Below are 16143 nucleotides of genomic sequence, written 5' to 3' on the forward strand. Positions count from 1 at the left end.
GCCTTTTGGGGCCGTTTTTCTCTTTTATTAAAATTTTGTAGATATTCACTGGAAGTGTGTAGATATATTTCAAAAGTGTGTAGATATATTCCGAAAATGTGTAGATATAGATTGATTTCGTGTAGAAATACATTAAAAGTGTGTAGATATATGTTCCCCGACACATGAACAGTACCAAAATAGGTTGATTTGTAACTATCCAGTAACTGAAATTAAATAGAATGGTGTCATCTAGTTGTGAAGGAGCGATTGTTCGGTGAGGTGGGAACTTGATTGGCTGGAAAATAGAGCAAGGTTATCGCCAAATAAGAATGCAGTCATTCTTGAAGATAATAATATGAAATGGACTTATAGAGAATTAAATAATCGTTCATCCTCGGTGGCTGGCTGGTTAAAAAATCAAGGTGTGAAAAAAGGCGATCGAATAGCACTATTGTCGCCGAATGATATTAGTTATTTTGATTTGCTCTTTGCCTGCGGGAAAATTGGGGCAATTTTTGTTCCGCTCAATTGGCGTCTGTCCGTACATGAATTACATGAACTTATGTTGGATTGTACACCCGTATTGCTTGGAGTTCATCAAAAGTTTGAGAATATGTTTACGCCACTGGAAACAGCTGTACCCCAATCTTTTTATGTTGGGGAGGCTAAGTACGACGAGATAGTTAACCAAAGTTATGATCATAGGTTTTTTGATAATATATCCGAACTGGATCCATTAGCAATGATCTATACAGGAGGAACGACGGGCAAACCAAAAGGAGTTGTATTAAGCCACCAATCCATTCAATGGAATGCAATTAATACTATTCTCAGTTGGAACTTATCTGAAGAGGATGTAACAATCAACTACATGCCGATGTTTCATACAGGCGGACTAAATGCGTTATCGATCCCTATATTAATGATTGGCGGAACGGTCGTTATGGGAGACCAATATACAGGACAAAAAGTGGTTCATTCCATCCAAAAATACAACTGTACCATCATTCTCCTTGTACCGACCATGTACCATCTACTCATTCAAACAGAGGAGTTCCAGAAAAGTGAATTTCCCTCGATGAAAATTTTCTTGTCAGGAGCGGCACCTTGTCCATTACAAGTTTACGAAACCTTTCAGAAAAAAGGATTGGCTTTTAAAGAGGGGTATGGTTTAACTGAGGCAGGACCGAATAATTTCTATATACATCATGCCGACGCAGAAGTGAAACGGGGTTCAGTAGGAAAGCCAATGTTATTTAATGCCATAAAACTTGTTAAGGAAAATGGTCAGGAAGCAAAAGTCAACGAAGTTGGAGAACTTTTAATCAAAGGAAAACATTCGTTTTCACATTATTGGAATAACGAACTCGCCACACAAGAAACGAAAAATGGAGGCTGGGTTCACACCGGAGACTTAGCCAAGAAGGATGAGGAAGGATTCCATTATATTGTCGGTAGAAAAAAAGATATGATCATCACAGGAGGTGAAAATGTCTATCCTCTAGAGATTGAACATTGGATAGCTGCACACCCGGGTGTTGATGAGGTGGCAGTGATTGGACTGCCAGATGAAAAATGGGGGGAACTTGTTACCGCTTTTATTGTCCCTAAACATTCTCATGTCATTGAGGAAGAAGAACTTATCGTTTATTGCGAAAAAAAGCTAGGAAGATACAAAATTCCAAAGAAGTTCATTCAACTAGAAGAACTTCCAAAAACACATGTTGGAAAAATTGATAAAAAGAAATTAAAGGAATTTAGTAAGCAAATATAAAAGGAGAACCGCCGTGGTTCTCCTTTTCGTTATTTTTGGGCAAGTTTTAGGGCTGTATTGGAAATATTCAAATCAACTTGAAGCTGTTCACTCAAGTCATGGGGGTGATAAAAGCCTCTTGCAATCATATAATTCGTTATTTTTTCGTGGGTAGCAATGGCGGTATTTAATTGTTCCCTCAGAGCAGCCTTTAACTCTGGTGTACCTGCCTCAGTAATCGCGACAGCATAATTTCTTACCCCTGCTTTAGCTGAAATGAGAAAGTCAGTTGCAATGACTTGGTCGGTCATACCACCCATCCCCATTAAATTTTGAATAAGTTGATTCATGCATTTTCACTCCTATCTGTTAAAAACTTCTGGAGCTGTTGTATATGCTGTGTCCCGGTGGCAGCATCTTCTGAAAGAATGGCCTTCAATTCTGGATCTTGAGCCAAGACACTCATTGTAGTGGCTTTTGTTAAACAAAGATTTTTAAAGGTTAGTAATTCATGAAGGTCAAGCGTCTCGTGAAGACCAAGATATTTTGTCATTGTTTTCCCTCCAAAACGTACAATCTTATTCCTTTTTATATTTTCTAAGTCCAATGTCGATTATTCATTTTGCATAAAAGGAAAAGTAAATTGGAGAAAATACAACTAATACTTGGAGGTGAGTGTGTTGGTCAACGAAACCTTAGCCTTACATGAAACAATGGAAACTCATGAGATTCTTAATTTTAAAACAGTTTGTTTACTTCGTTCAAAACTAATGCAGGGAATCTGCTTCGATAATGAGTTAAAAGTACTTATGGAAAAGGATGTTCAACAATCTATTAAAGATATTAATGAACTCGTAAGCTTTTATAAACAAAGCCAATTGCTACAATAAGTGAGGTGGAAAGTATGGAAGATTATTTAGACCCAAGGAACGCTGAGGGTATGCCAAGTTTGGCTGATTCGGCTTTCGCGATGGATTTTTTATTATCGGTTAAAAATGGCATACGCAATTATGGATTTGCAATCACAGAGACTGCAAATCCAGAACTTAGAAGAATCTTTCACAAGCAAATGGAGGCAGCCATCGATTTGCATACAGAAATAGCAGATTTAATGATTAAGAAAGGCTGGCTGCACCCACATAACTTTAAAGAGCAGTATCCGGTTGATATGAAGGCTGCGGAGACAGCCGTCCAGATTGCTAAACTAAACCTTTACCCTAACGATACTGATCGTCAAGGGATGTTTGCAACGCCAAACCAGTAAAAGGAGGGGATTTAAGATGAAGGCTGTTACATATCAAGGAATTAAGAATGTAGAAGTGAGAGAAGTCAAAAACCCAAGTATCAAAAATTCAGATGATATTATTGTTAAAATTACCTCCTCAGCCATTTGTGGATCAGATTTACATTTGATTCATGCGATGATTCCAAATTTGCCAACAGACTTTGTAATCGGTCACGAGCCTATGGGTATTGTCGAGGAAGTGGGGCCAGAGGTCACGAAATTAAAAAAAGGGGATCGAGTCATCATTCCGTTTAACGTTAGCTGTGGTCACTGCTGGTATTGTACTCACGACCTAACCAGTCAATGTGACAATGGAAATCCTCATGGTCAAGGAAGTGGTTTTTTCGGTTATTCGGAAACAACTGGCGGCTATGCTGGCGGACAAGCTGAATATATGAGGGTCCCTTTTGGGAATTTCACTCCATTTAAAATTCCGGAAAATTGTGAAGTGGAAGACGAGAAACTTGTCCTGCTTGCTGATGCGGCACCTACGGCTTATTGGAGTGTTGACCATGCAGGGGTAAAGCCTGATGATACGGTTATCGTATTAGGGTGCGGTCCTGTAGGATTACTTGCACAAAAGTTTGCCTGGTTAAAAGGTGCGAAAAGAGTGATAGCGGTTGATTATATCAACTATCGACTTCAGCACGCAAAACGGACAAACAAGGTCGAAATTGTTAATTTTGAGGACCATGAAAATGTCGGGGACTATTTGCTTGAAATTACTCAGGGTGGAGCAGACATTGTCATCGATGCAGTCGGAATGGATGGAAAAATGACCCCGATGGAGTTTTTAGCATCTGGAATGAAGCTTCACGGTGGTGCAATGGGAGCTATTGTCATTGCCAGTCAGGCAGTCAGAAAAGGTGGAACCATCCAACTAACAGGAGTTTATGGGGGAAGATACAATGCGTTTCCACTAGGTGACATCTTCCAGCGCAACGTTGATATCAAAACGGGACAGGCGCCAGTCATTCCTTATATGTCTTTTCTGTATGATATGATTAACCAGCGAAAGATTGATATAAGTGACATCATTACTCATGTATTGCCACTTGATCAGGCCAAGCATGGATATGAAGTGTTTGATACAAAAACTGAAGATTGTATTAAGGTTATTCTTAAACCGTAAACAAAAATGGGCTGGAGGATATCCAGCCTTCCTACTTGATCCATTCCCTAGCTCCTTCAATAAATAACTTAGATAACATAGACTGCGTCTTGTTTTTGTTATAAACAAGATAGAAATATCGTTCATCATGGAATTCATTGATTTCATGAATCGTTAATAAATTTCTTTCGAGATATTCGCTAGCTGCCATCTTAGAAATAATGGCAATACCGATTTCCTGGAATACAAACTCAATTAGACTTTGCCCGTTTTCAGTATAGGCTACAATATTCATTTGATCCTTTGATATCTGATTTTTTTTCAGAAATTTTTCAATCAGAGAGTTTGTTCCTGAGTCAGAGTTTCTCATAATGAATGGGTAACTTAAAAGGTCTTGAATATTGACAGGTCCGACAATGTTAGATTGCTTTGATGTGATCAGCACCAGGTGTTCCTTCAATAAAGGGATATAGCATAACTTTTCGTTATCGTATTTTTCGCCTAATATACCGAAATCAACTGAACCATTTAGGACCTTATCAGCTATGTTTTTGGATGATGATTGGTTTATATGGAATGTTGCTTTTGGATATTGCTGTCTAAATTGCTTAACCATTTTTGGAATCATAAATTGCCCAGGTACGGAACTGGCACCGATTCGAATCATTCCTCTAAGCTCTGTTGCTCCCTCTTTTAAGTCTAGCATCGCTTGGTCTTTCAGTAATAATAGCTTTAAAGCCCACTGATACAAACGTTCACCTGATGGTGTGAGAATAATTTCTCTGCCAACTCGATCAAAGAGATTTACATTTAGAGTTCTTTCTAATGCTTGAATATGTGAACTAACTGTTGATTGACTTAAAAATATATCTTCAGCGGCTTTAGAAAAGCTCTTATGTTCAACTACTTTCGTAAATACATGCAATTGATGTAGATCCATTGGTTCTGCTCCTTTACTATTTACAAAATCGATTTATAATCATTGATAGAATAGATAAAATGAATTTATCTCATCATATCATTTTTTTATAATGAAAGTAATACTGTGATGGGAGCTGAATGGATGTCACTCCAATATGTACCGGATCTTATCTATGACGCAGGCAAAACCAGATAAGAAGAGCTCGTAAGTAACCTTTCCTTCACTATGAAAAAATTGAACAAGGGACATATACTCGAAATCATATCGACTGAACCAGGTTTGAAAGAAAAACTGCCTTCCTGGTGCAGACTAGAAACACATCTATTACTTGATCGAAAAGATTTTGGTGAAAGTAGTTATTACTATATAGAAAAGCGCTAAAGACCTTTCTTATGATTTGGTCTTTTTTTCTTTTATAAAAGAATATTTGCCTTTTCGTTGTTAAACACTCAATATTAATAAGACAAAATATTGTTAGGGATAGAGAAAGTAGGGATTTTGTTGCCTGATTTTAAATCATTAGGTATTTCTGAGTCAATTGTAAATAAATTAAGGAGCTACGGTGTAGCCCAACCAACACCGATCCAAGAAAAATCAATACCAATTGTAATGGATGGTAAAGATGTGATTGCACAAGCCCAAACAGGAACAGGAAAGACATATGCGTTCATACTGCCAATTCTAGAAAAAATAAATCCGAACACCTCACATGTACAAGCTCTAATTGTTACACCGACTAGGGAATTGGCTCTACAAATTACGGATGAATTTCAAAAGTTGACGGAAGATATTCCAGGAGTCGATGTACTTGCTGTCTATGGAGGACAGGATGTTGATAAACAATTAAAAAAGCTAAAGAGGAACGTTCAGATTGTGGTTGGTACCCCAGGAAGGCTGTTAGATCATATCGGGAGAGGAACGGTTCAATTATCGGAAGTATCCTTTCTAGTTCTTGATGAAGCAGATCAAATGCTCCACATTGGTTTTTTGAATGAAGTGGTGGATATTATCAGTGAAACACCAAAAACACGTCAGACCATGCTGTTTTCTGCTACTATGCCAGAAGAAATAAGAACGTTAGCTAACAAGCATATGCGTAATCCACATTATATCCAAGTTGAAAAAACGCAGGGCCCCGCTGAAAATGTTAAACTCATTGCCATTCATACGATTGATAGAGCGAAGCAAGGGACTCTTATTCAGTTGGTTGAAACACATCGACCATATTTAGCTGTTATTTTTTGTCGAACAAAACGAAGAGTCTCAAAGCTATACGAGGTGTTAAAATCACATAAATTCTTGTGTGATGAACTACATGGTGATTTATCACAAGCAAAGAGAGAACAGGTGATGAAACGTTTCAGAGATGGGGAAATTCAATTATTGATAGCAACAGATGTGGCTGCAAGAGGGTTGGATGTTGAAGGCGTAACACATGTTTTTAACTATGACATTCCACAGGATGCTGAAAGCTTTATCCATCGAATTGGAAGAACAGGAAGAGCTGGTACAAAGGGCATGGCCATTACTTTATACTCATCAGATGATCGCCAAACTCTAGATATGATTGAAAAAGAACTAAATATTACTATTCAAAAACAAAACATCGGTAACACCGGAAGTGACCAAAAAAATGACCAAAAACCACCTAAGCAAAAGAATTACCAAGGTAAAAAGGATGAAAAACAGAGAACCACTGGTGGTAATAGGCGGGATAATAAACCTCATGCTTCGTCTAGAAATAGCGGGAAGTCAAAATCGGATAGGAGCAAGCCATCTACCTCCACTCATGCAGGCGCCAGAAGGGATAGGAAAAGCACCACTACTGGAGTAGCGAAGAGCAGGCGGAGCAAATAAACAAGGGACTGAATTTACCTTCAGTCCCTTGTTTCTGTATTATTGTCCGATTCCAAGGTTCGATTTAACTAACACTTCATCATATTTTTTCAAGTCAGCCTTCTGGCTGGAGAGTTTCGTTCCTAGGTACCCTGCAATAAATCCTAATGGTATAGACACAATTCCTGGTGTCGTATATGGGAAAAGTGGATTCCCTACGAAGATAGCCTTTCCTACTTCAGGGCTGAAAACATTCGGGCTAATGATTACAAGTCCAATAGCGGAGATAAGTCCAACCACCATGGCCCAAATTGCTCCGGTAGTATTAAAACGTTTCCAGTAAATTGTATAAATAATAACCGGTAAATTTGCACTGGCGGCTACAGCAAATGCCAGTGATACAAGGAAAGCTACGTTAAGGGATTGAGCCCCTAAAGCTAAAACAATGGAGAGGACAGAAACACCAATTGCTGCCCAACGAGCCATACTAACCTGTTGTTTTTCTGTGGCTTTTCCTTTTTTAAGGATCTCGTTGTAGAAATCATGCGCAAAAGCTGACGCAGCAGTTAGAACAAGCCCTGCAACCACTGCAAGAATGGTAGCAAATGCTACTGCAGAAATAAACGCGAACAGCATATTTCCACCAAGAGCCTTTGCTAAAAGGGGAGCTGCCATGTTTCCAGCTGCATTTGCAGCAACTATATCAGTTGTACCAACAAATGCCGCAGCACCAAAGCCAAGGAATATTGTCATTACATAAAATATCCCAATGATCCACGTTGCATATACGACTGAACTTCGAGCAGTTTTTGCATCTTTAACCGTAAAGAAACGTACAAGAATATGAGGCAACCCAGCGGTACCTAATACTAGTCCCAAATTTAATGAAAGAGTGTCGATACCATCCTTGTATTTTACCCCTGGATTTAAGAACGCTTCCTTTAACGGAGTTGCTGTTTTCATTTGATCAAACATATCAGTAATACTAAAGTTAAATTTAGCAAAAACAACAATCGATATTAAAAAGGTACCACCCATTAGTAGTACAGCTTTAATAATTTGGACCCAGCTTGTTGCATGCATACCGCCAAAAATAACGTAAACCGTCATTAATACCCCAACAATTAAAACAGATGTAGTATATTCCAATCCTAATAATAATTTAATAAGTGCACCAGCTCCAACAAGCTGAGCGATCATATAAAAGATAGAAATGGTTATGGTGTTCATAGCAGCAAAACCACGAACCTTTTTGGCGTCAAAGCGCGCTGCAATCATATCAGCAAATGTATATTTTCCTAGATTACGCAGTGGTTCCGCCACCAAATACAGAACAACTAGATATGCCACTAAGAAACCGATACTGTAAAAGAATCCATCAAATCCTGTAAGTGCAACTGCACCAGCAATACCAAGAAAGGAGGCAGCAGACATATAATCACCTGCGATAGCCAATCCATTTTGCCAGCCAGTAAGGCCTCCTCCAGCAGTGTAAAACTCACTTGCGTTCTTTGTACGTTTCGAAGCGTAATATGTAATAACTAACGTTACGAAGACGATACCAAGAAACATGGTAAAAGCAGCAGTATTCATTGATTTTTACCTCCTTCTCTGACAACTTTTTCAGCTAAATCATCAAATTTGGCTGCCTTTTTGGAGTAAAGCATGCATAAACCCCATGTCATAACGAACTGAAGAAAAGCAAATACCCATGCCCAGGAAATACTGCCAATAAATTTGTTATTCAATACCGTTGAGTATGAAGTTAAAATGGGTAATGCAAAATAGAAACAAAAGAAGAAGATCGTGATAGGAATGATGAATTTTTTCTTTTCGGAGAGTAATCTTTGGAAAGAAGATGATTGAACAATAGCACTGTAATCGCTTTCGGAATTAGCTGTAATTTTCCGTGCCTCCATTGGAAGCTCCCCCTCTCAATGTAGAAAATGTACAAATTACTATTGTGGATAAAAATAAGTACATGACTGTTGTGCTTGCTATCTTCCTCCTTTTGATAACAGATTTTTCTAAATATTTATTTTTTTGTTACGTTTATTATTATAGGAGCAGAGTAATACATTTAGCAATAGGAAAAATTTCATTTTTTTGGAAAAAGTATTATTACTATATAGATAGTAAAAACCATTTGAGGTTAACTTTAGGCGTGAAGTATGTGAAGATAAAAAGAAAAAACCTTTGCAGCGCAAAGGTTTTTTGAAGATGGAGACTATCGGGATCGAACCGACGACCTCTTGCATGCCATGCAAGCGCTCTCCCAGCTGAGCTAAGCCCCCGTGTGTGGTACAAGAAAAATTATATCTTTCTCATACCATTCTTGCAATAGTATTTTTCATTTTTTAGTTAAAAAATTATTGACCCATACTTTCTATTTCAACCTTTTGCACCCCGTCTAGATTTGAAACAGAATCATACACATCTGTTGTTTTTTCACGGTAATCTACTGCAACTAATATCTGAACGAGATGGTCACCATTGTCTAAATCCTTTATACGTATCCGACGGATAATATATTTTCTCCCCATTAAGAATGAAATGGCATTTTCAATTTGGATTTTATCACTGATAAATAATTGAAGACTAATTTCTTTTTCTCTCAATTGTTTTGGTCCAATAAATTTCATAACGTAAGGTACTAATTCAACACTAATAATGAGTAATGCAACACCAACAAACGCTTCAATAAAAAAACCTGCTCCAACAGCAATTCCTATTCCGGCTGCTCCCCATATCATCGCGGCTGTTGTTAATCCAGAGATACTATCATTTCCCCGTCTAAGGATTACACCTGCCCCTAGAAAACCGATTCCAGAAACAATTTGTGCCGCAAGACGAAGAGGATCCATCGTAATTCTTACATGGTCAGAATCTGGAAACATATAAGCTGATTCTATTGAGACAATGGTAAGCAGGCAACTTACTACAGATATAACAAGACTTGTTTTAAGTCCTACAGGTTTTCGCTTTAATTCGCGTTCTAGTCCAATGATAAGTCCCAAAACAGCTGAAATACCGAGTTTTATTAATATATCGTAATCAATGTTCTCCATGGGCCTCACGTCCAATAATAGTAAGTATAGTAATTCTTAAATAAACATTCACTTTTATCATATGAAATCCCTTCTATATTAAAAAAGAATTTTCCTTATTTCTAAATATAATACAGAGATTATGGTTATTTAATAAGTTTTTTCGCTCTGCTTAGTTAATTAATGATAAACTACTTTAATTAAATATACAGCAAAGGTAGATAATATGAGTCTATGCTCATCCTTGATTATCCTTTGACAGTAGAAGATTCTTTATTCCCTTGATAGTATAGGGATCGATTTGAAAAAGAGGAGTGATCAAAAAAACTTTTAAAATTATATTGCAATCATTTTAATAACATGTTATATTAAATCTCGTCCTCTACGAGAGAGTCACACAACAAAAATAAAATTTAAAAAAGTTGTTGACTTCACGATAATGGATGTGGTAAATTAATGAGGTCGCTTTTGAGGTGTTAAGAAGTACAAACTCACTGATGACTGCAATTGTTCTTTGAAAACTAAACAAACAAGAACGTCAACAAAAAAATAATAGTTTCTTCTATAGAAACTAGCCAACGTAACAAATGAGCTAATCAACTTTCTTGGAGAGTTTGATCCTGGCTCAGGACGAACGCTGGCGGCGTGCCTAATACATGCAAGTCGAGCGAATCTTAAGGTGCTTGCACCTTTTGGTTAGCGGCGGACGGGTGAGTAACACGTGGGCAACCTGCCTGTAAGACTGGGATAACTTCGGGAAACCGGAGCTAATACCGGATAATCCTTTTCCTCTCATGTGGAAAAGCTAAAAGTCGGTTTACGCTGACACTTACAGATGGGCCCGCGGCGCATTAGCTAGTTGGTGAGGTAACGGCTCACCAAGGCGACGATGCGTAGCCGACCTGAGAGGGTGATCGGCCACACTGGGACTGAGACACGGCCCAGACTCCTACGGGAGGCAGCAGTAGGGAATCTTCCGCAATGGACGAAAGTCTGACGGAGCAACGCCGCGTGAGCGATGAAGGCCTTCGGGTCGTAAAGCTCTGTTGTTAGGGAAGAACAAGTATCGGAGTAACTGCCGGTACCTTGACGGTACCTAACCAGAAAGCCACGGCTAACTACGTGCCAGCAGCCGCGGTAATACGTAGGTGGCAAGCGTTGTCCGGAATTATTGGGCGTAAAGCGCGCGCAGGCGGTCCTTTAAGTCTGATGTGAAAGCCCACGGCTCAACCGTGGAGGGTCATTGGAAACTGGGGGACTTGAGTACAGAAGAGGAAAGCGGAATTCCACGTGTAGCGGTGAAATGCGTAGAGATGTGGAGGAACACCAGTGGCGAAGGCGGCTTTCTGGTCTGTAACTGACGCTGAGGCGCGAAAGCGTGGGGAGCAAACAGGATTAGATACCCTGGTAGTCCACGCCGTAAACGATGAGTGCTAAGTGTTAGAGGGTTTCCGCCCTTTAGTGCTGCAGCTAACGCATTAAGCACTCCGCCTGGGGAGTACGGCCGCAAGGCTGAAACTCAAAGGAATTGACGGGGGCCCGCACAAGCGGTGGAGCATGTGGTTTAATTCGAAGCAACGCGAAGAACCTTACCAGGTCTTGACATCCTCTGACACTCCTAGAGATAGGATTTTCCCCTTCGGGGGACAGAGTGACAGGTGGTGCATGGTTGTCGTCAGCTCGTGTCGTGAGATGTTGGGTTAAGTCCCGCAACGAGCGCAACCCTTGATCTTAGTTGCCAGCATTCAGTTGGGCACTCTAAGGTGACTGCCGGTGACAAACCGGAGGAAGGTGGGGATGACGTCAAATCATCATGCCCCTTATGACCTGGGCTACACACGTGCTACAATGGATGGTACAAAGGGCTGCAAAACCGCGAGGTTAAGCCAATCCCATAAAACCATTCTCAGTTCGGATTGTAGGCTGCAACTCGCCTACATGAAGCCGGAATCGCTAGTAATCGCGGATCAGCATGCCGCGGTGAATACGTTCCCGGGCCTTGTACACACCGCCCGTCACACCACGAGAGTTTGTAACACCCGAAGTCGGTGGGGTAACCGTAAGGAGCCAGCCGCCTAAGGTGGGACAGATGATTGGGGTGAAGTCGTAACAAGGTAGCCGTATCGGAAGGTGCGGCTGGATCACCTCCTTTCTAAGGAATATGCAGTCCTTGTGGACTGATAAACTGTTGATGGTTACTTGTTTGTTTAGTTTTGAGAGTGCAATTCTCTCTCGAAACATTTGTTCCTTGAAAACTAGATAATCGTAAGAAGAAGTCAAGTAAAACCGAGAATCGCCACATTAGTTTTTCTCTCTTATTAATAAGAAGAAAATAACCTTTTAGGTTAAGTTAGAAAGGGCGCACGGTGGATGCCTTGGCACTAGGAGCCGATGAAGGACGGGACTAACACCGATATGCTTCGGGGAGCTGTAAGTAAGCTTTGATCCGGAGATTTCCGAATGGGGGAACCCACTGCTCGTAATGGAGCAGTATCTTTACCTGAATACATAGGGTATTGAAGGCAGACCCGGGGAACTGAAACATCTAAGTACCCGGAGGAAGAGAAAGCAAACGCGATTCCCTGAGTAGCGGCGAGCGAAACGGGACATAGCCCAAACCAAGAGGCTTGCCTCTTGGGGTTGTAGGACACTCAACATGGAGTTACAAAGGAACGGGGTAGATGAAGCGATCTGGAAAGGTCCGTCATAGAAGGTAAAAACCCTGTAGTTGAAACTTCGTTCCCTCCTGAGTGGATCCTGAGTACGGCCGGACACGAGAAATCCGGTCGGAAGCTGGGAGGACCATCTCCCAAGGCTAAATACTCCCTAGTGACCGATAGTGAACCAGTACCGTGAGGGAAAGGTGAAAAGCACCCCGGAAGGGGAGTGAAATAGATCCTGAAACCGTGTGCCTACAAGTAGTTAGAGCCCGTTAATGGGTGATAGCGTGCCTTTTGTAGAATGAACCGGCGAGTTACGATTACATGCAAGGTTAAGTTGAAGAGACGGAGCCGCAGCGAAAGCGAGTCTGAATAGGGCGTATGAGTATGTGGTCGTAGACCCGAAACCAGGTGATCTACCCATGTCCAGGGTGAAGGTGAGGTAACACTTACTGGAGGCCCGAACCCACGCACGTTGAAAAGTGCGGGGATGAGGTGTGGGTAGCGGAGAAATTCCAATCGAACTTGGAGATAGCTGGTTCTCTCCGAAATAGCTTTAGGGCTAGCCTCACGTTGTAAGAGTCTTGGAGGTAGAGCACTGTTTGGACTAGGGGCCCTCATCGGGTTACCGAATTCAGACAAACTCCGAATGCCAAAGACTTATCCGTGGGAGTCAGACTGCGAGTGATAAGATCCGTAGTCAAAAGGGAAACAGCCCAGACCACCAGCTAAGGTCCCAAAGTTTACGTTAAGTGGAAAAGGATGTGGAGTTGCTTAGACAACCAGGATGTTGGCTTAGAAGCAGCCACCATTTAAAGAGTGCGTAATAGCTCACTGGTCGAGTGACTCTGCGCCGAAAATGTACCGGGGCTAAACGTAACACCGAAGCTGTGGATTGACACCATTAGGTGTCAGTGGTAGGAGAGCGTTCTAAGGGCGTCGAAGCTAGACCGTAAGGACTGGTGGAGCGCTTAGAAGTGAGAATGCCGGTATGAGTAGCGAAAGACGGGTGAGAATCCCGTCCACCGTATGCCTAAGGTTTCCTGAGGAAGGCTCGTCCTCTCAGGGTTAGTCGGGACCTAAGCCGAGGCCGAAAGGCGTAGGCGATGGACAACAGGTTGATATTCCTGTACCACCTCTTTATCGTTTGAGTGATGGGGGGACGCAGGAGGATAGGGTAAGCGCGCTGTTGGATATGCGCGTACAAGCAGTTAGGCTGGTAAGTAGGAAAATCCGCTTACCGTGAAGGCTGAGCTGTGATGGCGAGGGAAATATAGTACCGAAGTTCCTGATTCCACACTGCCAAGAAAAGCCTCTAGCGAGATAAAAGGTGCCCGTACCGCAAACCGACACAGGTAGGCGAGGAGAGAATCCTAAGGTGTGCGAGAGAACTCTCGTTAAGGAACTCGGCAAAATGACCCCGTAACTTCGGGAGAAGGGGTGCTTTTTGAGGTGAATAGCCTCGAAGAGCCGCAGTGAATAGGCCCAGGCGACTGTTTAGCAAAAACACAGGTCTCTGCGAAGCCGCAAGGCGAAGTATAGGGGCTGACGCCTGCCCGGTGCTGGAAGGTTAAGAGGAGGGGTTAGCGCAAGCGAAGCTCTGAATCGAAGCCCCAGTAAACGGCGGCCGTAACTATAACGGTCCTAAGGTAGCGAAATTCCTTGTCGGGTAAGTTCCGACCCGCACGAAAGGCGTAACGATCTGGGCACTGTCTCAACGAGAGACTCGGTGAAATTATAGTACCTGTGAAGATGCAGGTTACCCGCGACAGGACGGAAAGACCCCGTGGAGCTTTACTGTAGCCTGATATTGAATTTTGGTACAGCTTGTACAGGATAGGTAGGAGCCTGAGAAACCGGAGCGCTAGCTTCGGTGGAGGCGTCGGTGGGATACTACCCTGGCTGTATTGAAATTCTAACCCGCACCCCTTATCGGGGTGGGAGACAGTGTCAGGTGGGCAGTTTGACTGGGGCGGTCGCCTCCTAAAGAGTAACGGAGGCGCCCAAAGGTTCCCTCAGAATGGTTGGAAATCATTCGCAGAGTGTAAAGGCACAAGGGAGCTTGACTGCGAGACCTACAAGTCGAGCAGGGACGAAAGTCGGGCTTAGTGATCCGGTGGTTCCGCATGGAAGGGCCATCGCTCAACGGATAAAAGCTACCCCGGGGATAACAGGCTTATCTCCCCCAAGAGTCCACATCGACGGGGAGGTTTGGCACCTCGATGTCGGCTCATCGCATCCTGGGGCTGTAGTCGGTCCCAAGGGTTGGGCTGTTCGCCCATTAAAGCGGTACGCGAGCTGGGTTCAGAACGTCGTGAGACAGTTCGGTCCCTATCCGTCGTGGGCGCAGGAAATTTGAGAGGAGCTGTCCTTAGTACGAGAGGACCGGGATGGACGCACCGCTGGTGTACCAGTTGTCTTGCCAAAGGCATCGCTGGGTAGCTATGTGCGGACGGGATAAGTGCTGAAAGCATCTAAGCATGAAGCCCCCCTCAAGATGAGATTTCCCATAGCGTCAAGCTAGTAAGAACCCTGAAAGATGATCAGGTTGATAGGTCAGAGGTGGAAGCGTGGTAACATGTGGAGCTGACTGATACTAATCGTTCGAGGACTTAACCAATTTTTAAAGGTGAACTCGTTTTACAACTTCTTCTGAAATTATCTAGTTTTGAGGGAATGAAATTTTTTTCAAAAACCTCTTGAAAAATATCGAAAAAGACAATATAATAGATTTTGTCTTTGAGAAAGTAGTCTGGCAATAATGGCGAGAAGGTCACACCCGTTCCCATACCGAACACGGAAGTTAAGCTTCTCAGCGCCGATGGTAGTTGGGACTTTGTCCCTGTGAGAGTAGGACGTTGCCAGGCTTATATATGGAGGATTAGCTCAGCTGGGAGAGCATCTGCCTTACAAGCAGAGGGTCGGCGGTTCGATCCCGTCATCCTCCACCAAAGTTTTTTCGCGATAGCGAAAATAACTTTCCCATATATGCCGGTTTAGCTCAATTGGTAGAGCAACTGACTTGTAATCAGTAGGTTGGGGGTTCAAGTCCTCTAGCCGGCACCATGCTTTACTTCGTTGGTTCATATCAGCGGCAGCGTAAACACAGTTATCATATAAGTGCCAATTATATGAGCCATTAGCTCAGTTGGTAGAGCATCTGACTTTTAATCAGAGGGTCGAAGGTTCGAGTCCTTCATGGCTCACCATTTAAATGTATATGCGGGTGTGGCGGAATTGGCAGACGCACCAGACTTAGGATCTGGCGCCGCAAGGCGTGGGGGTTCGACTCCCTTCACCCGCACCATTTAATTTAATATGCGGAAGTAGTTCAGTGGTAGAACACCACCTTGCCAAGGTGGGGGTCGCGGGTTCGAATCCCGTCTTCCGCTCCATAGTTGCCGGGGTGGCGGAACTGGCAGACGCACAGGACTTAAAATCCTGCGGTAGGTGACTACCGTACCGGTTCGATTCCGGTCCTCGGCACCAAGTTATTTTTCGGAGAAAAATAACCAGAGTTTTTTCGCGATAGCGAAAAAAACTTTCA

At 42.4% G+C, this 16143-nt stretch carries 12 protein-coding genes, 7 tRNA genes and 3 rRNA genes; 15 read left to right on the forward strand and 7 right to left on the reverse strand.

Annotated features, from left to right (window positions below):
* The first annotated feature begins 256 nt into the window (after window positions 1-256).
* Window positions 257-1756, forward strand: coding sequence for an acyl-CoA synthetase (locus tag ABC255_RS06035; protein ID WP_412992066.1), 1500 nt, complete (start codon window positions 257-259; stop codon window positions 1754-1756).
* Window positions 1757-1785: 29 nt separating this feature from the next.
* On the opposite strand, the gene ABC255_RS06040 is transcribed toward ABC255_RS06035, so the two are convergent.
* On the reverse strand, window positions 1786-2085 hold the full coding sequence (locus ABC255_RS06040; RefSeq protein WP_412992068.1) for a spore coat protein: 300 nt from the start codon (window positions 2083-2085) through the stop codon (window positions 1786-1788).
* Complete coding sequence (locus tag ABC255_RS06045) at window positions 2082-2288, reverse strand: hypothetical protein (RefSeq protein ID WP_412992070.1); 207 nt, start codon at window positions 2286-2288, stop codon at window positions 2082-2084. The genes ABC255_RS06040 and ABC255_RS06045 overlap by 4 nt, the downstream gene beginning before the upstream one ends.
* Before the next feature lie 160 nt (window positions 2289-2448).
* Between ABC255_RS06045 and ABC255_RS06050 the strand changes: the two genes are divergently transcribed.
* The 3 genes from ABC255_RS06050 to ABC255_RS06060 are packed head-to-tail and all read left to right on the forward strand — an operon-like array spanning window position 2449 to window position 4152.
* Window positions 2449-2625 (forward strand): spore coat protein, encoded by a 177-nt coding sequence (locus ABC255_RS06050; protein ID WP_412998495.1) that lies wholly within the window; start codon window positions 2449-2451, stop codon window positions 2623-2625.
* Window positions 2626-2639: 14 nt separating this feature from the next.
* Complete coding sequence (locus tag ABC255_RS06055; protein ID WP_307194102.1) at window positions 2640-2999, forward strand: spore coat protein; 360 nt, start codon at window positions 2640-2642, stop codon at window positions 2997-2999.
* A gap of 16 nt (window positions 3000-3015) precedes the next feature.
* Window positions 3016-4152: a zinc-dependent alcohol dehydrogenase gene (locus ABC255_RS06060; RefSeq protein WP_412992073.1), complete on the forward strand. Its 1137-nt coding sequence runs from the start codon at window positions 3016-3018 to the stop codon at window positions 4150-4152.
* Window positions 4153-4183: 31 nt separating this feature from the next.
* Here ABC255_RS06060 and ABC255_RS06065 read toward each other — a convergent pair whose 3' ends face one another.
* Window positions 4184-5071, reverse strand: coding sequence for a selenium metabolism-associated LysR family transcriptional regulator (locus ABC255_RS06065; RefSeq protein ID WP_412992075.1), 888 nt, complete (start codon window positions 5069-5071; stop codon window positions 4184-4186).
* Window positions 5072-5278: 207 nt separating this feature from the next.
* Between ABC255_RS06065 and ABC255_RS06070 the strand changes: the two genes are divergently transcribed.
* Together ABC255_RS06070 and ABC255_RS06075 are read left to right on the forward strand one after the other, a co-directional pair.
* A complete protein-coding gene (locus ABC255_RS06070) occupies window positions 5279-5434 on the forward strand; it encodes a sulfurtransferase TusA family protein (protein ID WP_412992077.1) in 156 nt (51 codons plus the stop codon).
* Between the two features lie 120 nt (window positions 5435-5554).
* On the forward strand, window positions 5555-6910 hold the full coding sequence (locus tag ABC255_RS06075) for a DEAD/DEAH box helicase (RefSeq protein ID WP_412992079.1): 1356 nt from the start codon (window positions 5555-5557) through the stop codon (window positions 6908-6910).
* Window positions 6911-6949: 39 nt separating this feature from the next.
* On the opposite strand, the gene ABC255_RS06080 is transcribed toward ABC255_RS06075, so the two are convergent.
* From ABC255_RS06080 to ABC255_RS06095, 4 genes are all read right to left on the reverse strand, one after another.
* A complete protein-coding gene (locus tag ABC255_RS06080; RefSeq protein ID WP_412992081.1) occupies window positions 6950-8482 on the reverse strand; it encodes a solute symporter family protein in 1533 nt (510 codons plus the stop codon).
* Window positions 8479-8808: a DUF485 domain-containing protein gene (locus ABC255_RS06085; protein ID WP_335531858.1), complete on the reverse strand. Its 330-nt coding sequence runs from the start codon at window positions 8806-8808 to the stop codon at window positions 8479-8481. Before ABC255_RS06085 ends, ABC255_RS06080 begins: the two co-directional genes overlap by 4 nt.
* A 302-nt stretch (window positions 8809-9110) precedes the next feature.
* Window positions 9111-9183, reverse strand: a tRNA-Ala gene (locus ABC255_RS06090).
* 75 nt (window positions 9184-9258) lie between these two features.
* On the reverse strand, window positions 9259-9957 hold the full coding sequence (locus ABC255_RS06095) for an MgtC/SapB family protein (protein WP_412992083.1): 699 nt from the start codon (window positions 9955-9957) through the stop codon (window positions 9259-9261).
* A 581-nt stretch (window positions 9958-10538) separates the two neighbouring features.
* Here ABC255_RS06095 and ABC255_RS06100 point away from each other — a divergent pair.
* The 9 genes from ABC255_RS06100 (at window position 10539) to ABC255_RS06140 (ending at window position 16085) form a co-directional block, all read left to right on the forward strand.
* A 16S ribosomal RNA gene (locus tag ABC255_RS06100) occupies window positions 10539-12088 on the forward strand.
* Window positions 12089-12279: 191 nt separating this feature from the next.
* Window positions 12280-15216 (forward strand): 23S ribosomal RNA (locus ABC255_RS06105).
* Between the two features lie 131 nt (window positions 15217-15347).
* Window positions 15348-15463: ribosomal RNA gene (rrf, locus tag ABC255_RS06110) — 5S ribosomal RNA — on the forward strand.
* Together the 16S, 23S and 5S rRNA genes with 6 tRNA genes alongside form the textbook arrangement of a ribosomal RNA operon.
* Window positions 15464-15471: 8 nt before the next feature.
* Window positions 15472-15547 (forward strand) — tRNA-Val (locus tag ABC255_RS06115).
* Window positions 15548-15586: 39 nt separating this feature from the next.
* Window positions 15587-15662 (forward strand) — tRNA-Thr (locus ABC255_RS06120).
* Between the two features lie 67 nt (window positions 15663-15729).
* Window positions 15730-15805 (forward strand) — tRNA-Lys (locus ABC255_RS06125).
* Window positions 15806-15818: 13 nt separating this feature from the next.
* A tRNA-Leu gene (locus ABC255_RS06130) sits at window positions 15819-15903 on the forward strand.
* A 13-nt stretch (window positions 15904-15916) separates the two neighbouring features.
* A tRNA-Gly gene (locus ABC255_RS06135) sits at window positions 15917-15991 on the forward strand.
* A gap of 5 nt (window positions 15992-15996) precedes the next feature.
* Window positions 15997-16085, forward strand: a tRNA-Leu gene (locus ABC255_RS06140).
* Window positions 16086-16143: the final 58 nt, after the last annotated feature.

Origin of the sequence: Neobacillus canaveralius (genome assembly GCF_047237705.1) — a bacterium.
Taxonomy (GTDB): Bacteria; Bacillota; Bacilli; order Bacillales; family Cytobacillaceae; genus Neobacillus; species Neobacillus niacini_K.